The sequence below is a fragment of the Plantactinospora mayteni genome, assembly GCF_016862935.1.
In the GTDB taxonomy this organism is placed as follows: Bacteria; Actinomycetota; Actinomycetes; order Mycobacteriales; family Micromonosporaceae; genus Plantactinospora; species Plantactinospora mayteni.
Genome location: NZ_BONX01000024.1, coordinates 1 through 19,167, shown reverse-complemented (window position 1 = coordinate 19,167; position 19,167 = coordinate 1). Strand labels below are relative to the sequence as shown.

The following is a 19,167-nucleotide window of genomic DNA, read 5'->3' as shown; positions in this document are numbered from 1 at the left end:
CACGACTCCTCATCCGGTCGGGCGGTCATCGGCGGGCGGACGGCCTCGCCAGGCGAAGAGGCGCGAGGCATTGCCGCCGAGGACGGCGATGCGGTCCTCGGTGTCAAGATCGGCGAAGATCAGGCGGCCCAACGAGTAGCGAAGATCGATGAACGGGAAGTCCGACCCGAACACCACCTTCGATGCCCCGAGGGCGCGCACCATCCGGGTGATCGTGGCCCCCGAGTGGTACGAACCACAGATCTCCAGCAACACCCGCGGATGTGCGGCTGCCACCTCGATCGCCTGGTCGAACCCCTCGGGTAGGGCCCCGGCGTGCCCGGCCAGCAGCACCACCTCGGGATGCCGGTCCGCCACCATCCCGAGGTGCTTCGGATCGTCGAACGGGGAACCGGTCCAGGTGTGGGTCAGTACCAGGCAACCGGATCGTTCCGCGAACTCCCACACCGGGGCATAGCGCGACCCGGTGAGCGGGTACGCGTGCAGGTCCGGATGCAGCTTGACACCCACGAACCGTGGGTCATCCCCCCAGCGGGCCAGTTCCTCGGCCGGATTCTGCCACGGGTTGACGACGAGGTAGCCCGCGAGTTGGTCGGGATGTGCCGCCACCGCCGCCGCGGTGGCCTCGTTGCCGCTGCGGGCGTCGAGCTGGATGGCGAGATGGCTGGAGAGTACGGCCCGGTCGACACCGCAGCGGTCCATCACGCGGACCAGGTCGGCCGGCTCGCACTGCGGTATGAAGAACTCGCTGTATGGCCCGACGTGGGCGTGCGCGTCGACGATGGACACCGCACGCTGCGGGACCCGGTCGAATACCGCGGTTTCGAGGTCCGCCGCAAGGCTCATGAGGGTTTCCGTTCCGTCCGGAACAGCCGGCCGGCGGTCCCGCTGCCGATCTGCGTCACGGCGTCGTCGTCGAGTTCGGACCACAGCAGCCGGGTCACCACCTCGGCCGGGTCACGCAGCGGCGAGCCCGTGCCGAACAGGAAGCGGCCGGCCCCGAACCTGCCAACCAGCCACTCGAGTCCGCAGTGCGACGCCAGGTAGCTGATGTCGAGGTAGACGTTGTCGCACCGCGACAGCACTCCGGCCACCGTGCGCAGCGACCGGTAACCGACATCACCGATCACCAGGGTGTGTCCATCGAACCGGTGCGCCACTGCCTCCACCGCCTCCCAGGAGGTCTGCGACGCCTCCACCAGCAGCGGCAGCCGCGCCCGCACCAGCGCGCCGTGCAGGTCGGTCAGGTCCGGCCCGTCAAGCCGGTAGCGGTGGTCGGCGGGAAAGGCCCGCACCGCGACCACCCCGGCCGTACGTGCCCGCTCGACGAACTCGTCAGCGGCGCCGATCTCCCCGCACACGTCCGGCAATACGGTCCAGCAGGCATGCAGCCGATCGACGCCGTCGAGCATCTCGACCAGTTCCCGGTTCCCCGCTGCCGGTGCGTGCCACCGCGAGGCCAGGTTCGACACCACGGCGGTCGCGATCCCGAAACCGTCCATCATGGCCAGTAGCTGCTTGACGGCCACCGACCCGGCTGCTGCCCGCGGGTGCCGACCGAGCGCCACGGAGACGTCGGTCAGCCGTACTCGTCTTCCCAGTTCAGTACTCGGCCCGTCCATGTCAGGCGGCACCCAACGCGCGGACCGGCTGCGGCGTACGGGTCCGGATGGACTCGTGCGCGGCGGCCAGCACCGCGGTGACGTCACGCGAACTCTCGATGCTGATCAGCGGCTCGGTGCCGGTCAGGGCGCAGTCGACGAAGTGGTGGACGGCATCCCGGTAGGCACCCGCCGGGACGCCGTGCTGGATCCGCTGGAGCATGTTGCGCGGGTAGCTGTACGCCTCCTCGGTCGCGACGACCACGTTCTCCTTCTGCCGGTCGACCTGCATCACCCCGCGCTCGCAGGCCAGGGTGACGTAGCTGTCCACCACCGTCGGGAAGGTCGACGGGTAGATCCAGGCGGACTCGAAGGTCGCGACCGCGCCGCCGGCATAGCGGGCCTGGATCTGCACGGCATCCGGAGTGTCGAACCCCTTGCTGTGCAAGAAACCGGTCCGGGCGGTCGCGAAGACCTCGACGACCGGCGCGCCGATGAGCCAGGTCATCAGGTCGATGTCGTGGCTGGACAGGAACCAGGCGCAGGTGGTCCTGGCGGACCAGGGCCCGATCATCGAAGTCGGAACGTCGATCGTGTCGTTCTTGCGGGCGTAACCGACCACCGCGTCACCCAGGGTGCCGCGCAGCTCCTTAGCCTGCGCGTACGCCGGAACCCAGCGGTGGTTGAACAAGCACATGGCCACCACACCCGCGGCGCGGATCGCCGCCACGGCTCGGTCGGCATCCTCGACGGTCGTCGTGAACGGCTTCTCCACCAGCACGTGTAGGCCAGCCTTCGCCGCCGCGACGGTGATGTCGGCATGAACGTCGTCGGGGGTGGTCACCACCACCGCGTCGATGTCTCCCGAGCCGATCAGCTGCTCGTAGTCGTCGTAGACCGGCAGGCCACCTGCCTCCTCGGCGAACCGACGGGCTCCGTCGACGGTCCGGCTCGCGACGCCCGCGAGGCGGACCGCGGGGTGCGACGCGAGCATGGTCGCGTTGCCCTTGGCCATGATTCCTGCGCCGACGACTCCGACGCGGAGCGTTCCGGACGTCATCCGAGCGTCTCGTTCCAGGCCGCCTCGGCAGCGTCCAGCGCCTGCTTTGCCGTCTTGGCTCCGCTCAGCACCGCACGGATCTGTTCCTCCAGCGCCTCCTGCAGCTCGACGTCGTGCTCGGTCCCGTAGGTGACGTCGATGACGTCCGACACCGAGCTGGCCACCAGCCGGCGCGCCACGTCCGTAGGGGCGCCGCTCTTCGACCCGGTGAAGAACGGGTCGTTCAAGGAGTCGACGGTCCCTGGGAAGATCGCGACCAGCTTGCAGAACTCCACTTCGTTCTTCGCGTCGGTGACGAACTTGAGCCAGTCGGCCGCGGCTGCCTTGTTGTCGGACTTGGCCGGGATCACGAAGGTCTGCATGCCGTTGAGCAGGTACTTGCCTTCCGGCGAACGGACGCCCGGCGCGACGACGAGGTCCTGGTAGACCTCCGGCGCGTTCTCCTCCACCGCCACGAGGCTGGTGGCGAAGTCGGCGGACGCCATCGCGATCTGCTTGTTCTGGACCGACTGCGGGTACTCGCGCCAGTTCTTCTCGGTGGTGCCAGGGGCGAGGGCCCCCGAGTCGTAGTACTTCTTCAGCTTCTCGAGCACTGCGACCGTCTGCGGGGTGTTGAACGCCGCCTTGGTCTTGTCGGCGCTGAGCACCTCGATGCCGTAATAGCTCGGGATGGTGAACACGAACGGCAGGTTCATGCCGTAGACGCCGGTCTTGTCCTTGATCTGCTGGGCGAGTTCGAGCGCCTCGTCGAACGTCTTGGGTGCCTTGTCGGCCGTGAACCCGACCTTGTCAACCACCGACTTGCGGTAGTAGCTGATCAGTCCGCCGCCGTGGTACCAGGGGATGCCGGACTGGACGCCGTTCGCCTCCAGCGCGTCCACCAAGCTGGGCTGGTAGGCCTTGAGGTCCTCGTCGGTGAAGAACTCGCCGAGGTCGGACAGCGCGGGCCGGAACGCACCGAGCTGCGCCGATGTGAGGTTGACCGCGTCAGGCGGGTTACCGGTGGACACCGCGGCCAGGAACTTCTGGGGCATGTCCGTCGCCGGGACGTCGACCCACTTGATCTTGATGGCTGGGTTCTGGCTCTCGTACTGGCTGATCAGCCCGTCGATGTACACCTTGTAGCTCTTCTGGAGGTTGATCGTCCACCATTCGACAGTCTTGCTGTCGCCGCCAGATGAGTTGCCCTCGTCCCCGGGGATACATGCCGTCACGCTCGCCGCGACGAGCACCCCGGCGAGGCCGAGCAACACCCTTCGTGACGTCCCCCGACCTCGAGTCCAGAACCGCATACGATCCACCTCCGCACCGGAGCTCTCATAACGGTCGTCCGTAATGAGGGCACGATGCCATCCGTAATTGACCAAGTCAAGGGGTACATCGATCGAGCAGGTCATCACATGTTCGCCACCGTCCGCGCCGGGCTGGGGACTGTGGACCTATCAAGGTCCCGCCCGTTAGGTCCACAGACCCGGCGGGCGCGCCGCGTTCGGTCGCGACCCGCCACCGGTGAGGGGCCGCGCAAACGGAGGCGGTTGAAGGCGTTGTGCCAGGCGTTCGTGTCACTCGGCCGCGCCGCCGCTGATCGGCTGCGACCCCGGTGGCGACATGGCGGTGCTGACGACCAGCTCCACCCGTCAACCCTCGGCCCGGTTGTCAGCGGTGGTTTCGGCCACCTTGGGCCGCCTCGCCCCGAGCCCCTTGGCGCTCAACCGGTCGGCGGTGACGCCGTGGCTGACCAGGAAGTCGTCACCGCCGCAGCTCGGGCCCCGGCTGAGGATGAGGTTCGACTCGGCCGTACCGGTGGTGTCGGTATGGCCCTCGATGCGCATCCGGCTACTCAGATTGGCCCCGAGGATCTGGGCCGCCGTGACGAGACTCGACCCCGAGCCAGAAGCCGGGCGCACGACGTCCCCGAGCCCGCCATGCTGTCGAGTTCGGGGAAGTGGATTGCGGTGTCCTTGTTCTCGGATCACCACCACTCGCGGCTGGTACGCCGGGAGCGGGTGCGTCGCTACCACGACCGGGGTGTGCCGGGCCTTGCCGACCGGCCCCGGCCGGGTAAGCCGGCCGAGGTTCCCGGCTCGGTTCGGGCGCGGATCCTCGCACTGACCCGGATGACCCCACCAGCGGTGACCGGGCTGACGCACTGGTCGAGCCGGGAGATGGCCGCGTTCCTGGCTCGGCACGAGAACGTCCGGGTGTCGCACAACTTCATCGCCGACCTGTGGCGCGCCCACGACCTGCGTCCCCACCGGTCCGGCACCTTCAAGCTGTCCAACGATCCGGCGTTCGTGGACAGAAGGTCGCCAACCGGCCGATCTATATCGCGCTCGCGGTCACGGTCGAGGGCACCCGAGACATCCTAGAATCGTCTCCTGGCCCTCTGCCTCCCCGTCGAGGCGGGCCGATAGCGCTTGTCGGCATACATCGCGCCTCATGAGTAGGAGGTTACCGATCGTCGGCTCCGCCTGCCGCTGAGAGGATCAAACGGCTGCCGGCGCCCGACAACGGGGCCGAGATCGACCGGCGGGCCGAGCCTGATGCCGCCTCTCGACGGCGCCGGTCAAGGTTGTCCTGGCCCGAACGGGGCCAGGACAACCTTGACTGCGGCCGGGTCAGCCAGGAGTGTCGGAGCGCTAGCGGTTGGCGGTTGCTGCAACCGCATCGCTGGTGGTCTCCGCTGCCCCTGCCTGCCTGCCGGTATGCAGGGTGACCGCGGCGAGCACCGCGCCCACCGCGGAGATCGCGGCGGCACCGACGAACGCGGCGGAGAACCCGTCGGTCAGGGCCGGAAGGTTATCGAGTTGGTCCGCGCCGAACGACGCGGCCACTGCGGTCATCGCGGCCAGGCCGAGGGCGGAACCGACCTGGTAGCTGGTGTTGACGATCCCGGCCGCCAACCCGCCCTCCTCCGGGCGGGCACTGGACAGGGCCGTGCCGAGGGACGGAATGAAGGCGAGGGACATGCCCAGCGCGGCGAGCAGGGAGGCGGGTAGGACATCCACCCAGAAGTTGCCGTCGGGGCGGATCAGTGACAGCCATCCCATGCCGACCGCGAGGACGGCGAGCCCGGTGACCACCATGGCCTTCGGACCGAACCGGGCGATCGCCCTCGGGGCCAGGACGATCATTCCGACCATGATGAGAATCGTCATCGGAAGTAGAGCGGCGCCGCTGGGGAAAGCGCTGTAGCCGAGGACCTGCTGCAGATACAGGTTGAGGAAGAACCACATCGGGATCCACGCCCCGCCCAACAGCAACTGCGCCAGGTTAGCCGCACCCAGGTTCGGGGTGCGCAGGATCGACAGTCGCATCAACGGCTGGCGACGGTTGGCCTGGATGACCACGAACAGTCCGAGCAACACGGCGGCACCGGCCAGTACGAGCAAGGTCTGCGCCGATTCCCAGCCGACCTCCGGCGCCCGGACGATCGCGTACACTGCCGCGCCCAGGCCGGCGGTCACCGTGGCGGCGCCCAACACGTCCACCGAGCCGCGCCCTCCGGCGTTTCCGCCGGGCATGAGCGCCGGGGTCGCCGCCAGGGCCAGGACCGCGATCGGAATGTTGATGTAGAACACCCAGGGCCAACTGACGTACTCGGTGATCAGACCTCCGAGGAACACCCCGGCCGTGCCGCCGGCGGGTGCCGCAGCCCCATACAACGCCAGGGCCTTGGTCAGCTCTTTCGGGGTGGCGCCGAAGAGCATCATCAGCAGGGTCAGTGCCGACGGCGCGATCAGCGCGGCGCCGACGCCCTGCACCGCCCGCCCGATCAACTCGACGCCGACCGTACCGGCGACGCCGGCCACCACCGAACCGACCAGCAGGACCGCCCAGCCGGTGGCGAACATCCTGCGGGCGCCGAACAGGTCCGACAGCCGCCCGCCCAGCAGTAGCAGACCACCGAACGCAACGACGTAGGCGTTGAACACCCACGACAGGTTCTCCTGCGAGAACCCAAGATCTTCCTGCATGCGGGGCAGGGCCACCCCGATGATCGAGGTGTCCATGATGACCATGAACTGGGCCGCGGCGATGAGCGCCAACGCCCACCAACGCCGGGACGACGACAACATGACAAGTCCTATTCCGGCCGAGGCGTTTGTGCCCAGGCCTAGCGGTTTGGTACCCCAGAGTCAGGGATTGGTGATCGTGTAGCCGGCGCCAACGATCGCGGCGTGAATCTGGCTCTCCTCGGCCGTGCCCGCGACGGTGACCCGCCGCTCCGACAACTCCACCCGGACGTCGGTGACGCCGGGTACCGCGCGTACCGCGGTAGCGACCTTGGTGGAACATGGCTGGCAGGACATCCCCGCCACGACGAACTCCCGGCCCTCGCCGGTCGTCGGTACGGCCTGCGCGGCAGCCGTCTCACAACTGGTGCACATCATGAACCTCCTATACGGGTACCCGGTAGGGGTACCGGTCGGGAAGGAACGTAGCATACCCCCGGGGGGTTCGCTATAGTTGATGTATGACCACGCCCGACCCGTCCCCGACCCGTGGATACACCGCCAGCAAGGACCAGTTGCTCGCCCGGCTGCGACGTGTCGAAGGACAGGTCCGCGGCATCGGGAAGATGGTCGAGGACGACCGTTACTGCATCGACGTCCTCACCCAGATCTCCGCGATCCAGGCCGCGCTGGACAAGGTCGCCCTCGGCCTGCTCGACGGCCACGCCCGCCATTGCATGCACGAAGGCGCCGCCGAAGGACGTGCCGACGAGATGGCTACCGAGATGATGGCCGCCGTCGGCCGCCTCATGAAACGCGGTTGACCTGACGCGCGATCCGGAGCAGGTCGGCGGCATCCGGCGCGACGCCAGCCCCGGAAGCAGGCGCCCTTCCATGTTGCCGCCGCGCCGGCACATCCCGGCCGACAGCAGGAAGTGCCTACCGTCAGCGCAGCTGGCCGTACCGCTCCGCCATCAACCGTCGACAAGCGGGCAGTCGCCCGCCGCGCTGACAGCGTCGCCCGTTCGCCCCCACGGCGGGGGCGGCGAGCGGCTGTAGACCGAGTACGACCGAATACGGAGTTCCGCACCACCACCGGCCGCACCCGTCGAAGTCGGAAACCATCGGCACGTAAGTTCCGTCCCAGACGACCACGTCATGTCCATCCCCCTCGGAATCCCTGGCAACGGGAAGTCTGCTGCCATGACCGCCCGGATTCCATAGATCAACAATTCTGGAGATCGCCATGGCCGAAACTCGCCAGAGCCCGAGTCGGCTGCGTCGGCGCCACCTCATCGCGGCAGGTGACCGATGAACGAGGCTCACGACCGACCCAAGGGCTCGGTCGCGAACGACCAACCCACGAAGACCCTCTATGCCCGGATGCGGCAACACCGGGAAACCGCAGCGCTGGCCGCCACCGCTCTAGCCATGGACGACGCTGACCTGGGCCAGGCCCGGGACGGGTTGCTCGCTCTCGGGCTGCTCCACCCCGTCACGGACACCGCCGTCGACCCGGCGGCCGCCTTCTCCCGCATCCTGAGCGGGGGCCGCAGTGGACTGCGGTCGCTCACCGAACAGCTCCACAATCTACAGGCGTCAATCGACTCATTGGTCGCCGACTACCTGCCGCTATCTCACGGCGCAGCGGAGAGCAAACACGTCGAACTCATCGGTGACCGAGACCGCATCAACCAGACAATCGACGAACTCGGCGAGATCACCAGACACGACATGATGGCGATGCAGCCACCACCCACCCTGTCGATGGCATCCTTGACACAAGGCTTGGAGCGATACAGCGCCTTACGCGCCCGCGACATACGGATACGCAACTTGTACAGCCAGCAGTCGGCCTCGGACAAAGGTTGGCGGTGGGCCGCGAACGCTCAGACCGAAATGGGCGTCGAGATCCGGCTGGCGACGTTGATTCCGACCCGGCTCATCATCTTCGACCGACAGAACGCGATCATGCAGATCGATCCCCGGGACTACGAGTTCGGAGCCGTCCTGCTGCGCGGAGGGGCACTGGTCGCCTCGCTCGCCGCCATCTTCGACTACTGCTGGATCCTTGCGTCCGACCTGGAAGACGTGCCCCAGTCCATGGCGTCCGCCCACCCGAGCGAGCAGCAGCAAGCTATCGTCAGGATGCTCTCGTCAGGCCTCAAGGACGAAGCGATCGCGCGCAGCCTCGGTACGTCGACCCGTACCGTCACCAGGCTGGTCAGCGAAATCATGTCGACGTTGGATGCCCGCAGCCGATTTCAGGCGGGAGTCCGCGCCGCCAAGCTCGGCTGGCTCGACTGAGGAGACCGTACGCAGTCACCGCTGCGGGGTCTGTGGATCTAAGGGCTCTGGCTCACATTCGGTGGTGACAGTCGGTAGCGGCGCCGCAAACTGTGCTCGCGAGGCTGGCCGGGCTTCACGAGGAACGCCGCAATCATGATCCACGTGAAGCTTTGTGTCGATACGTCCAAGTTGGTCGAGCTCGATGGTCGGGGCAAACTGTCCACTACACACTGCTACCACCGAATGTGAGCCAGGGCCGTTGGCGAGACAGGCCCCCGTTCGAAGGCGGGATCCGTGTTTGCGCTAGGTGTGTCAGTCGTCGAGCATCACCAGATCGAGCATGTGGAGGTGATCGGAGTTCGCGATCAGATTGATCTCGGCGATTTTGTCGGCGAAGGTCGTGAAGGCGAAGGCCACGCGTGGTAGGCCGGCCTGAGTCCACAACGCGCCGGGCACCCCTTGAGCGCCAGCGTCATCCGTCCCCTGTCGGTCTCGGCTATCCGTGGCGAGCACCGTAGCGACTACCCGACGTCGCCGCTATCGATATGGTGTAGCTCCGTGCTCGGGTATCCGGATCTGCCGCGAGGCGGCGGAGAGCCACGGCGCTCGTCACCGTCCGTACACCGGTCGCAGGGCCCCCTGTCGGGCCTCCGGCGCACGCTCCTGCTCTGATGAGAGGGCGTGATCGCGGATGAGTCGGGTTCGAGGCCTGTGGTTTGGACGGGCGCGTCGGGTCGTCCTTAGGCTTCCGTGGTCATGACCGGGTCTTCTGCCATGTTGATGTTCGCCGCGTTGCTAGACCGGTCGGTGGCCGGGATCGGGGAACTGACGGCCGATGGCCGCTACTTCGATCGGCAGGCTGTCGCCCGGATCGCGGACGTCTGGGACAACAACACCTTCCCACTTTTCGAGACGGTGCTTAGCCGTCCGGGATGGTTGCGTGAGCGGCGCGCGAGGGCCGCGCTCGTGTGGATGGCAGACCTGGGACTGTCCCGTCGGGCGTGGATGATCGAGCAGGCCGCGATCGCCGGTCACCGGCTGGAGCCCCTGCTGCCCGCGCTCGTCGACCGTGTCGTGCACTACCGCGACTACCGGCGACAGGTATGGCCCGGCGTCGTGCCGCTGACCACGACGGCCGTTGCGAGCGTCACGACGGACTACGACCTGTCCCGTGCCGAGGTCCGCACTGTGCGGGTGGAACGCGCCGGGCAGGCACTCTCCGGCTACGTCGCCCTGGTGGCTCCGCGCCGCTACGCCGCCTCGGATGACCACGGGGACGCTGTCGTTCAACTGTTCCTCGACGATGTCTGGGCCGTGCGGTTCGACAGCGATGACAGAGCCGGTGCGACCGTGGCCGCCGATCCGGACGTGGTCGAGGTTCGGGTCGGCGCCCAGGGCCACCTCCGCGCCGCCTCGGCCACCGTCGGGTTCGACGACCCGTCGTGGCACCTGTCGCACGCCGGCCGGGCCGCGGACGCGGACACCCCCGACCGCAGCGCGGGCCGGCGCGCGCCCCGGCAGATCAAGCGGTCACCACTGCGGGGTGCGGCGTTGGATGCCGCCATGGTGCTCCACCAGGCGATGCTGGAGATCAGGTCGGTGCGCTACTCACACGTCGTCGGCCGGGTTCCCCTGCGGGAGATGTGTGACGCCCTCGCCGGAGCCGGCACTAGGGTACTCACCGCCACCAGTCAGCCCCGGGCGGCGCGCGACCAGGCGTTCCAAAGGTTGGCAGAGGAATGGCTCACTAGGAGTCCCAGCCTGGCCGACCGGATCGCGGACCGGTCCCCAGCCGACCACTGGGCCCAGGCGGTGGTTCCGACCGGCTCACGCCAGCCCACGGTGGTTGACCAACCCGCACAGGCCCAGCTCACATTGGCCGCCTACACCGCCGCCCACACCCAGTTCGGCGCGGTACGCGACGCCACAGCGGTGGTCAACCTCGCCGTTCCGGACGGCGACGACAGGTGGGGACTGCGAGCGGTGAAGTTCCCGCGACCGGCGCGTCTGTCGCTACGCACAGCCGCGCTCACCGCCCCCCACACCCTCTCGTACACCGCCGGAATATCACTGTCCCTCGGCAACGGCGCTTTCACCGTCACCCGCCCCAGCCCAACCCCCACTGCCGCTGATCGTGTATGACCCGGTACCCACGCCCGGTCGTTTCGCGGACGGACGTTACAGCGTGTGACGGATGTGCGGAGACAGTCGACGCGCGGTCGTGGCCGAAATGTGTGTGTCCTGAGCAGTCCGAACTGTCCGGTGGTGGTGATCACTGAAGTCGCTGTCGGCAGCCGGGCACCGGCAGCGGCTACGATCCTCTAAGTGACCGAGCCGTCCTACTTGAGCGCCACCCGTGCCGCCTACGACACCGTCGCCGTTGACTATGCCAACCTCCTGAGTACGGAACCTCCGGAAACACCGCTGGACCTCGCGATGCTTGCGGCGTTCGCGAAACTTGTGCGGTCCGCCGGCGCCGGATCGGTCGCCGACCTCGGTTGCGGCCCAGGCCGCATTACGGCACACCTGCGCTCTCTTGGTTTAACCGCCTTCGGCATCGACCTGTCGCCAGCGATGGTGGCGGAGGCTCGCAGGACATACCCTGATCTGCGGTTCGACGAGGGTTCCATGACCGAACTGGACCTGAAGGACGGCTCTGTCGGCGGCATCGTCGCCTGGTACTCGATCATCCACACACCACCAGAGCTCTTGCCGGTGGTATGCGCCGAGTTTCACCGGGTGCTGGCTCCGGGCGGCCATGTACTAGTCGCGTTCCAAGCCGGCAACGAGCGTCAGCACATCGAGCAGGGGTACGGCCACAGCGTGTCGCTCGACGCCTACCGGTTGGCACCTGATCATATCGCCGAGCTGTTGATCCAGGCCGGTCTGGTCGAACACACCCGGCTGCTCCGCGGGCCGGAGGCGCGCGAGAAGGTCCAGCAGGCCTTCCTCCTAGCCCGCAAGCCCGGGATGTCGTAGCTCGCTGACGCGCGTCCGCACAGTGGGTCGCAGTGACCGTCGACGGCATGGCGGGCCTGCCGACCGATGCTCGCCTTCGACGGTACACACTCCTGCCGCTGGTGCGGCGCGCCAGGCTTTGAGTCGCCGTCACGTACGACTGTCCCGGTGTCGGGGTCAGATGCGGTAGGTTCCACCACGGTCGGGGCTGTTGACGGTGTCAAGCCCCGGGTTTGATGGAGACCCCCACCGACTCCCGGCGAACTACCGCAAGCCGCACGGAGTCCGACAGTTCCACGGCTGCTACTCGGTGGGTGACGACCAACTCTGGGGCGTCGTCCACGAGCGCAAGAGTGCCACGAACACCCTCGCCGCGCGGGTGAGCGTGCTGGAGGAGTGGCCCAGCTCCTCCTGGACGACCTTGATGTCGACTCCGCCGTCCAGGGGCGGCGTTCGGGTCGTGCCGGGGCATCGCGGGCAGCAGGGCCAGCCGTTCGTTCATCACCCGGCGCACATCCGCAGACCGCGACTGCCCGGTAGCTGCCGGGGACGCGCGGCCTCGTGGCCTCCCGCTGGCACGCCGGGTGCAGGTCGACGCACCAGGCGTGGCCAAGCGGGCGGCCACCGCCGCGCCGAGGCCGACCGGCCGAAAATGGGGCGGCGAGCCGGAGGGCGGACCCGTTAAGCTGGCCGGCTGCCCTACGGAAGGCCGAGTGTGACAATCGACCGAGTCAATCTCACCGACTTCTCGAGACTCACCTGGAAGGACGTCGACCCCGCCACCCGGCCCGCGTTCGACCCGGGCCGCGTCGCGGAGCTGGTGCGGGTGCTGCCGCCGGCCGCCGACGTCCCGCCGCCCGGCACCGACTGGCGGCTCACCGATTTCTGGTACGACCGGATGACGGAGGCGCTGGTCGAGCACCTGGGCGACTGGGTGGTGGGCTGGTGGTACACCGTCGCGATGGAGGACCACCAGGACCGTGGGGTCATCCCGCTCTGGCGGGCGAGACGTCCTCCGGTGACGACGCCGGAGGAGACCCTGACCCGCATCGCCGACGCCGTGCTGGCCTGGCACGAACTGCTGGTCGAGCTGGCCACCGACGCCCGTGGCCGCTTCGCGGCGGCGGCCCCGGCGGCAGCGGACGGTACGGACGAGCCGCCGGCCTGGCGGGCTGTCCGGGGCGATGGCTGGACCACCGTCTACGACATGCCCGACGACCGTCGTCTGCCCCATCCGAGCAAGTTGAGCTGGGCGAAGACCGATCGCCCGGAGCTGGTCTTCGATCCGGACGAGGTCCGGGCGGTGGTGAGCGAGTTGGTCGCGGCAGCCGAACCCCCGTCCGCGGAGGCCGACTGGCGGCTCAGAGACCTGTGGCTGGAGAACATCTCGGCCGGGCTCGTCGACCGGTACGGGCGGTGGGCGGTGGGTTGGCGGTGGGCGGTCGGCGAGGGTGACTTCGGTGGTGGCCCGGTTGGCTCCTGGTGCTGCTTTCCGCACTCGGTCAGCACGCCGGAGGCGACCGCGAGCACGATTTCCGCGGCCCTGGTGGAGTGGCGCGACTGGCTGGACGACGTGGCGGAGCGGTTCGACCGATTCCTGCCGCTTGCCGCCGACGACCTGGCCGGGTGGGAGCGCGCGGTCGCGCACCTGGTGACCGCGGTCGGCGACCGCACGCAGTACGAGTCGGGCTGGTACGGCTGCTGCCTGACCGTGCTCGACTGGTTTCTCGACGCGGCCGGGATCGAGTCCCCCCGCCGGGAGGAGCTGCTCGAACACGCGGTCGCCGGCCGCTTCGAGAGTTGGGTGGAGCCACCGAGAGCGGTCGTGGAGTCGGTGGCCGAGAATCTGGCCCGGCGGGTGGCCGTTGACCTCGCCTGATCACTTGGCGGTGTGGCAGCGGTTGCGGGACACCGTCGGCTGGCGGGAGATCGTCCCACACCCGAAGGCGCCGGTGTCGGCGATTCGTGACGGCTTCGTCGGTTTCGTCGGCGGCTCCACCGGACGTGACCCTGGACGGCTGAGCCGGTTGCTGACCGCGTACGACGACGTGCGGCGCGAAGCCGCCGCCGGGGCCGACCTCACCCCGGACCTACTGGCCCGGTGGAACCGGATCATCCGTGGTGTCCCGGTCGCGGCGTTCCGCCGCGCACCGGCGTACGCGAAGAACGGCCGGGAGCGGTACGGGCTGTACGCCGACACCGAGTACCGGTTCGCCGGATGCCTGGCCGAGACCGCCGACCGGGAGACACCGGTGACGGCCCGGGCCGCCCGGGCCTACCTCGACGTCGCCTTCTTCCACCCGTACGACGACGGGAACGCTCGGCTGGCCGGGCTGGTGCTCCAGTTCGTGCTGCTGCGCGAGCGCGTCGAACTCGACGAGGCCGCACCGATCCTCACCACGGTGCGACGCGCGGACGACGCCGAGGGAGCGGCGGACCTGGCCCGGCTGGTCCACGGCATCGCCGCGGCCACCCGTCGCCGCTGGCTGCGGGCGAACAGGTAGGCGAGAACCGACGCCGTCGGACGGAACCAGCTCGCGGGCGGAGTGACGGCAGCGGTACCTACGCGTACGGGGTGAGGAAGTCCTTCGGGCGCAGTGCCCTCGCGGTTATCCGGATATCGCCGATCCAGCCGTAGAAGCCCTGGCCGTATTTCAGGTCGAACGAGGTGGCCCCGACGACGAACGGCCGGCCCAGGGTGGCGATCCCGGTCGACGGTTGACTCGGGTTGCGGGCGATCCTCGAACCGTCGACGTGTACAACGGTCCGCCGCGAGTCGTTCACCACTGCGATGTGCGTCCAGCGGCCGGTCGGCAGGGCGTGACTCCACGAGGTCGGGTCGGCGTCCTGCCGGTCGGCGTAGACGACGTACTGGAGGAACCGTTCCGGGGAGATGTTCAGGCTGCACGTGCACTCCAGCGGAGACCAGCCGGTGGTCTTGCCGGCGTCCCCGCTGCGCCCCTCCCAGCTCATGATCCCCATCCAGGCGTGGTCGCCCTGGTAGGGATCGGGCAGCTTGACGAATGCCTCGATGGTGTACCCGTCGGTGAACTTCATGCTGTTGATCGGTGCGTGCGGACCGGCCCGCAGGATGGCGCCCCGATCCGGGCCCTTGCCGCCGTCGAAGCGGAGACTGGCGTGGGCCGGCTGACCGGGGTGGTGCTCGGTCGAGTAGGTCAGGGTCTCGGCGGTGCCGGCGCCGATCCGCGCGACGGTCAGGTCGTTGCCGTTTCCGCTCAGGTCCCGCACCACGGTGCCGTCGGCGATCGGGCTGCCGGCCGTACCCGAGGAAAGGCCGTAGGAGTCGAACCGCCAGTATCCGACGGTGCCGCGCGGCAGCACCGCCACCGGCGGCCGGGGCGCGGGCGGGGGCACCGGCGCGAACCCGGCGAACCGAGCGGCGAAGTCGATCCGCATGCTGAACCGGTCGACCGGACCGGTCAGCTCGATGGTCTCGGCCTCCAGCGGCGTCCGCCTGGCCGGGTCGCGGGCGAGGAACCAGGGCGCGAAGGTCTCGACGTCGACGACGTTGCGGGCCAGATCGAAGTGGTACAGGCGGATCATTCCCGCCCCACCGTAGTAGCGGTCCTGGTAGTTGGTGATGTGCACCTGCACGTCGTTGCCGGCGGCGTTGCTGAGCGTGGTCCGGCCCGGCGGCCAGTAGTGACCGCCCAGGCTGAGGAAGATCTGGTCGTTGTCCCGGATCAGCCGGTCCCAGAGTCGCTGCCCGTTCTCCGACAACCGCGCCTGGCCGGCCTCGTCGGCCCAGGCCAGGTCGTGGGTGGTGAGGATCACCGGCAGCGTACGGTGCGCGTCGAGCACCTGCTGCGCCCAGGCCAGACCCTTGTCCGAGGCCCGCCAGTCGAGCGCCAGCACCAGCCAGTCCCGGCCACCTGCCCGCAGCACGTGGAAGCTGTTGTAGCCGTCCGGCGACGCGCCGCCGAAGGTCGGCATCCTGGTGAACCGCCGCGGCCCGAAGGTACGCAGGTAGACGCTGTCGCCGCGCTGGTCGTCGCCGCCCCGGACGTCGTGGTTGCCGGCGAGGACGCTGTACGGCAGCTTGCCGTCGAGTACGCCGAAGGTCTTCCCGGCGATGGCGATCTCGTGTTCGCTGCCGTGTTCGGTGACGTCACCGAGGTGTGTCATGAACGCGATGTTCGTGTCCCGGCGCTCCTCGACCAGGTAACGGAACGTCGCCTTCAACGGCTCCGGGTCGGAGCTGTCCTCGTCGAAGAGGTACTGGGTGTCCGGCAGCACCGCGATGGCGAACCGGGGGCTCTGCGGGTCGAACGCCCCGGCGGCCGCTGCGGCGGCGGGGGTCGGCGCGGCGCCGAGCAGGGTGGCGCCGGCGCCGGCCGCAGGCGCGGCGAGCGCGGCCTGCAACAGCGCGCGCCTATCGACCCGCCGGTGATCGCCGTTCGTTGCCATCTGGTCTCCAAGCAGGTGATCGGGCCTTGCCCGGACTGTCCCGTGCCCAGGTGAGCAACCCGCGACCCCGTACTGAACGGCAGCATGCCGCCAACCGAAGATCGCCCTGGTCGGACCAGAACCGGCGATGGCCGGGCCACCGGCTCCGAGGGAGTACTCGTGACGCCGCAACAGGACGCTGGCCGGATCAGTACGGTGCGGTCAGCGCGTACCCAGGTGTTCGGCACAGACCAGCGCCACCGCCAGGGCGCTCGGCGGGACGGCGTGGACGCGCCGCCCCGACGAGGATCACCGTGCCCAGGCCGCCAGCGCACCAACCACCTCGCCGGGAGTTGTCGGCGCTGGCGAGAAAGACGGCCGCTGCCGCCACCCCTGCATGAGGATTCCTTCCGATCGGTCGTCTACCCTTCCGGCGAGCGACCGGATCCGGGATCGACAGCCTCGGAGAGGCGTGCGGCGAGGAACTCCCGCTCGGCCTCGTTGTCGGCGAGGTCCAACGCCGCCCGGTAGGCGACAGCGGCCTCGCCGGGGCGGTCGAGGCGGCGCAACAGATCGGCGCGGATGGCCGGCAGGTAGTGGTAGCCGGCGAGTCGGCCGTCCCGTTCCAGGGCATCGAGTTCATCGAGGGCGGCCTGGGGACCGGCCACCATCGACACCGCTACAGCCCGGTTGAGGGCGACGACCGGCGAGGGCCAGACCGACAGCAGTTGGTCGTAGAGGCGCAGGATGTGATGCCAGTCGGTCGCGGCGTAGCTGACCGCGACAGCGTGCAGGCAGGCGATGGCGGCCTGCAACGTGTACCGGCCGACACGGCCGGTGCGGAAGGCGCCCGCCAGGAGGCGGCCTCCCTCCTCGATGGCGGCACGGTCCCAGCCGGAACGGTCCTGCTCTTCCAGGAGCAGGAGCCGACCCTGGGCGTCGGTACGGGTGGCCCGTCGGGCGTCGGTAAGCAGCACCAGCGCGAGCAGCCCGCGGACCTCCGGTTCGTCAGGCATGAGGGCCAAGATCATGCGAGCGAGGTTCAGCGCGTGGTCGATCACGTCGGCGCGGACCAGATCGGTGCCTGACGAGGCCGTGTGGCCGGTGGTGTAGAGCAGGTGGACGACGCTCAGCACCGTGTCCAGCCGCTCGGGCAGCTCGGCGGCGTCCGGCACCCGGTACGGGATCCGCGCCACCGAGATCTTCTTCTTGGCCCGGGTCACCCGCGCGGCCATCGTCGGCTCCGAGACCAGGAACACTCTCGCGATGTCGGCGGTGCTGACCCCGCACACCAGACGCAGGGTCAACGCCACCTGGGCCTCCCGGGCCAGCGCGGGATGGCAACAGGTGAAGATCAGGCGCAGCCGGTCATCGGGGATCGACTCGCCGTCGAACTCGTCCATCTCGACCTCGCCCGGCTCCACCAGCAGGGGCATCTTCGCTCGGAGTATCCGCTCCCGGCGCAGTACGTCGAGCGCCCTGCGTTTGGCCGTGGTGGTGAGCCAGGCACCGGGCCTGCGGGGCACACCCTCACGCGCCCACGTCTCCAGCGCCGCGAGGTAGGCATCCTGGACACACTCCTCGGCCACGTCGAGGTCCCCGACGACGCGCGCCGTCGCGGCGAGCACGAAGGCCCACTCGCGACGGTGCGCCTCCGTCACGGCGCGTTCGGCCGCCGCCGTACCTCCGTTGTCGCCGAGGCTCACTCGGCCGGCGGGACGAACAACGGCCGGACCTCCACACCCCCGCCGTCCAGGTACACCGGATTGAGCTTGGCGATCTTCAGGGCGACGTCCAGATCGGGCGCCTCCAGAACGAAGAATCCGGCGACGACCTCCTTGGCCTCAACGAACGGGCCGTCAGTGATGATGTCACCACGCACCGCAGTCGCCGTGGTACTCGGTTGCAGCGCATACCCCGCAACCCCGCGCCCGCCCAACTCCTCGACCTGCGCCGGGTACCGCTCCAGCGCCTCCGCGTACTCGGCCGAGATCTCCATCGGGTCAGCCGGTGCCGGCTGGTAAACCACAACTGCGTACTGGGGCATCAGACCCTCCTCCTTGTTGACGGTCAACTCTCTAACCCGACGAACGGGACCGGCTGGTTTCGACAGCAGCCCGGACGAAATCTCCCATACGGCGAACGCCCGTCCGGGCACGTCGCGTTGCCGCGCACGCAGGCACCGCCGACCGGGTCTCGGCTCCGCAGCCAGCACACCTGGGCGAACCCGCTCCGCCCGCCACCTTGCCGACCTGACAGTCACGGCATGCACCAGTCGGCTCCCTGTCCCCGCAGCACCGTACTGCCGTCCCGTCTGACGTGAACAACACGCCGCCGGTTTCAGGAACGCTCGATCGCCTCCACGAGCCGGGCAAGACTCTCCAGGGCCATACGCGTGCCGGTCTCGTTGTCGGCGGCGGGGACGCCGTCGGGAATGCCTTCGTGTACGACGAGGACATCAGTGCCACCATCTTTATCGGCAAGCGTCGTGGTCATCGTCATAATGCCGGCGAACGCGATGTCGGTGGTCTCGAACTCGATCACTTCGACGACCTGTTCGTCTGGCACGAGCTTCAGAAAATGGCCATGGTACGTGTCAGTGTGTGCCGCCGACTTGCCGGAGCGCTCCGGCGCGTCGTAGGTAAGCGAAATGCGGAAGGAACCACCTTCGCGGGCGTCAAATTCATGCACGTGGCTGCTCATGCCGGCCGGCACCCGCCACTTCGCGATGGCGTCCGCATCCAGCAAGGCGCGGTAGACGGCTGGACGCGAGGCACGAACGTGCTGGGAGACCCGTGTCGAGTTCATGGCGTTGAACCTACCCTCGGCACTCTGGGATCTATCGCTGGCACGCGCGCTCAAATCGGCAGTCCGCGCACGTGCCGGCTCGGCGCAA

General features: G+C 68.7%; 18 protein-coding genes and 2 pseudogenes. 8 read left to right on the top strand and 12 right to left on the bottom strand.

What is annotated here, in order from left to right:
• Nucleotides 1-9 precede the first annotated feature (9 nt).
• From Pma05_RS18855 to Pma05_RS18835, 5 genes are all read right to left on the bottom strand, one after another.
• A complete protein-coding gene (locus Pma05_RS18855; protein WP_203858760.1) occupies nucleotides 10-846 on the bottom strand; it encodes an amidohydrolase family protein in 837 nt (278 codons plus the stop codon).
• Nucleotides 843-1,529, bottom strand: a complete 687-nt coding sequence (locus Pma05_RS18850; RefSeq protein ID WP_203858759.1) for an amidohydrolase family protein — start codon at nucleotides 1,527-1,529, stop codon at nucleotides 843-845. The genes Pma05_RS18855 and Pma05_RS18850 overlap by 4 nt, the downstream gene beginning before the upstream one ends.
• Before the next feature lie 94 nt (nucleotides 1,530-1,623).
• A complete protein-coding gene (locus Pma05_RS18845) occupies nucleotides 1,624-2,661 on the bottom strand; it encodes a Gfo/Idh/MocA family protein (RefSeq protein WP_203858758.1) in 1,038 nt (345 codons plus the stop codon).
• Nucleotides 2,658-3,914: an ABC transporter substrate-binding protein gene (locus Pma05_RS18840; protein ID WP_203858757.1), complete on the bottom strand. Its 1,257-nt coding sequence runs from the start codon at nucleotides 3,912-3,914 to the stop codon at nucleotides 2,658-2,660. Before Pma05_RS18840 ends, Pma05_RS18845 begins: the two co-directional genes overlap by 4 nt.
• A 384-nt stretch (nucleotides 3,915-4,298) precedes the next feature.
• On the bottom strand, nucleotides 4,299-4,568 hold the full coding sequence (locus Pma05_RS18835; RefSeq protein WP_203858756.1) for an OmpA family protein: 270 nt from the start codon (nucleotides 4,566-4,568) through the stop codon (nucleotides 4,299-4,301).
• On the opposite strand from Pma05_RS18835, the pseudogene Pma05_RS44340 reads away from it, so the two are divergent.
• Nucleotides 4,476-4,823 (top strand): annotated as a pseudogene (locus tag Pma05_RS44340) (helix-turn-helix domain-containing protein); the annotation flags it as partial. The gene Pma05_RS18835 and the pseudogene Pma05_RS44340 sit on opposite strands and share 93 nt — an antisense overlap.
• 77 nt (nucleotides 4,824-4,900) lie before the next feature.
• Nucleotides 4,901-5,029 (top strand): annotated as a pseudogene (locus Pma05_RS44335) (IS256 family transposase); the annotation flags it as partial.
• Nucleotides 5,030-5,300: 271 nt separating this feature from the next.
• On the opposite strand, the gene Pma05_RS18825 reads toward Pma05_RS44335, so the two are convergent.
• The gene (locus Pma05_RS18825) at nucleotides 5,301-6,740 is read right to left on the bottom strand and encodes an MFS transporter (RefSeq protein ID WP_203858755.1); all 1,440 of its coding nucleotides are present in this window, start codon (nucleotides 6,738-6,740) and stop codon (nucleotides 5,301-5,303) included.
• A 60-nt stretch (nucleotides 6,741-6,800) separates the two neighbouring features.
• Nucleotides 6,801-7,055 (bottom strand): heavy-metal-associated domain-containing protein, encoded by a 255-nt coding sequence (locus Pma05_RS18820; protein WP_203858754.1) that lies wholly within the window; start codon nucleotides 7,053-7,055, stop codon nucleotides 6,801-6,803.
• Nucleotides 7,056-7,138: 83 nt separating this feature from the next.
• Between Pma05_RS18820 and Pma05_RS18815 the strand changes: the two genes are divergently transcribed.
• A complete protein-coding gene (locus Pma05_RS18815) occupies nucleotides 7,139-7,441 on the top strand; it encodes a metal-sensitive transcriptional regulator (RefSeq protein WP_203858753.1) in 303 nt (100 codons plus the stop codon).
• A 487-nt stretch (nucleotides 7,442-7,928) separates the two neighbouring features.
• Nucleotides 7,929-8,924, top strand: coding sequence for a helix-turn-helix transcriptional regulator (locus tag Pma05_RS18810; protein ID WP_203858752.1), 996 nt, complete (start codon nucleotides 7,929-7,931; stop codon nucleotides 8,922-8,924).
• A 294-nt stretch (nucleotides 8,925-9,218) separates the two neighbouring features.
• On the opposite strand, the gene Pma05_RS18805 is transcribed toward Pma05_RS18810, so the two are convergent.
• Nucleotides 9,219-9,362: a hypothetical protein gene (locus Pma05_RS18805; RefSeq protein WP_203858751.1), complete on the bottom strand. Its 144-nt coding sequence runs from the start codon at nucleotides 9,360-9,362 to the stop codon at nucleotides 9,219-9,221.
• Between the two features lie 300 nt (nucleotides 9,363-9,662).
• Between Pma05_RS18805 and Pma05_RS18800 the strand changes: the two genes are divergently transcribed.
• The 4 genes from Pma05_RS18800 (at nucleotide 9,663) to Pma05_RS18785 (ending at nucleotide 14,368) form a co-directional block, all read left to right on the top strand.
• Nucleotides 9,663-11,048, top strand: a complete 1,386-nt coding sequence (locus Pma05_RS18800; RefSeq protein WP_203858750.1) for a hypothetical protein — start codon at nucleotides 9,663-9,665, stop codon at nucleotides 11,046-11,048.
• 183 nt (nucleotides 11,049-11,231) lie between these two features.
• Nucleotides 11,232-11,885 (top strand): class I SAM-dependent methyltransferase, encoded by a 654-nt coding sequence (locus Pma05_RS18795; RefSeq protein ID WP_203858749.1) that lies wholly within the window; start codon nucleotides 11,232-11,234, stop codon nucleotides 11,883-11,885.
• Nucleotides 11,886-12,579: 694 nt separating this feature from the next.
• Nucleotides 12,580-13,743 (top strand): hypothetical protein, encoded by a 1,164-nt coding sequence (locus tag Pma05_RS18790; protein ID WP_203858748.1) that lies wholly within the window; start codon nucleotides 12,580-12,582, stop codon nucleotides 13,741-13,743.
• A gap of 4 nt (nucleotides 13,744-13,747) precedes the next feature.
• Nucleotides 13,748-14,368, top strand: coding sequence for a Fic family protein (locus Pma05_RS18785; protein WP_203858747.1), 621 nt, complete (start codon nucleotides 13,748-13,750; stop codon nucleotides 14,366-14,368).
• 58 nt (nucleotides 14,369-14,426) lie between these two features.
• On the opposite strand, the gene Pma05_RS18780 is transcribed toward Pma05_RS18785, so the two are convergent.
• The 4 genes from Pma05_RS18780 to Pma05_RS18765 all read right to left on the bottom strand — a co-directional run bounded on the left by Pma05_RS18780 (nucleotide 14,427) and on the right by Pma05_RS18765 (nucleotide 19,079).
• Complete coding sequence (locus Pma05_RS18780; RefSeq protein WP_203858746.1) at nucleotides 14,427-16,292, bottom strand: LamG-like jellyroll fold domain-containing protein; 1,866 nt, start codon at nucleotides 16,290-16,292, stop codon at nucleotides 14,427-14,429.
• A gap of 401 nt (nucleotides 16,293-16,693) precedes the next feature.
• Nucleotides 16,694-17,899 carry an RNA polymerase sigma factor gene (locus Pma05_RS18775; RefSeq protein ID WP_203858796.1) on the bottom strand — a complete coding sequence of 402 codons (1,206 nt, stop codon included), beginning with the start codon at nucleotides 17,897-17,899 and terminating at the stop codon, nucleotides 16,694-16,696.
• Nucleotides 17,900-17,973: 74 nt separating this feature from the next.
• Nucleotides 17,974-18,318: a YciI family protein gene (locus Pma05_RS18770; protein WP_203858797.1), complete on the bottom strand. Its 345-nt coding sequence runs from the start codon at nucleotides 18,316-18,318 to the stop codon at nucleotides 17,974-17,976.
• A 293-nt stretch (nucleotides 18,319-18,611) separates the two neighbouring features.
• A complete protein-coding gene (locus tag Pma05_RS18765; protein WP_372441497.1) occupies nucleotides 18,612-19,079 on the bottom strand; it encodes an SRPBCC family protein in 468 nt (155 codons plus the stop codon).
• Nucleotides 19,080-19,167: the final 88 nt, after the last annotated feature.

What these genes read in the sequence shown, in the direction of transcription:
- Pma05_RS18855 (WP_203858760.1), bottom strand. Translation starts at nt 846, where the DNA reads ATGAGCCTTGCGGCGGACCTCGAAACCGCGGTATTCGACCGGGTCCCG.
- Pma05_RS18845 (WP_203858758.1), bottom strand. Translation starts at nt 2,661, where the DNA reads ATGACGTCCGGAACGCTCCGCGTCGGAGTCGTCGGCGCAGGAATCATG.
- Pma05_RS18825 (WP_203858755.1), bottom strand. Translation starts at nt 6,740, where the DNA reads ATGTTGTCGTCGTCCCGGCGTTGGTGGGCGTTGGCGCTCATCGCCGCG.
- Pma05_RS18820 (WP_203858754.1), bottom strand. Translation starts at nt 7,055, where the DNA reads ATGATGTGCACCAGTTGTGAGACGGCTGCCGCGCAGGCCGTACCGACG.
- Pma05_RS18815 (WP_203858753.1), top strand. Translation starts at nt 7,139, where the DNA reads ATGACCACGCCCGACCCGTCCCCGACCCGTGGATACACCGCCAGCAAG.
- Pma05_RS18810 (WP_203858752.1), top strand. Translation starts at nt 7,929, where the DNA reads ATGAACGAGGCTCACGACCGACCCAAGGGCTCGGTCGCGAACGACCAA.
- Pma05_RS18800 (WP_203858750.1), top strand. Translation starts at nt 9,663, where the DNA reads ATGACCGGGTCTTCTGCCATGTTGATGTTCGCCGCGTTGCTAGACCGG.
- Pma05_RS18780 (WP_203858746.1), bottom strand. Translation starts at nt 16,292, where the DNA reads ATGGCAACGAACGGCGATCACCGGCGGGTCGATAGGCGCGCGCTGTTG.
- Pma05_RS18770 (WP_203858797.1), bottom strand. Translation starts at nt 18,318, where the DNA reads ATGCCCCAGTACGCAGTTGTGGTTTACCAGCCGGCACCGGCTGACCCG.
- Pma05_RS18765 (WP_372441497.1), bottom strand. Translation starts at nt 19,079, where the DNA reads ATGAACTCGACACGGGTCTCCCAGCACGTTCGTGCCTCGCGTCCAGCC.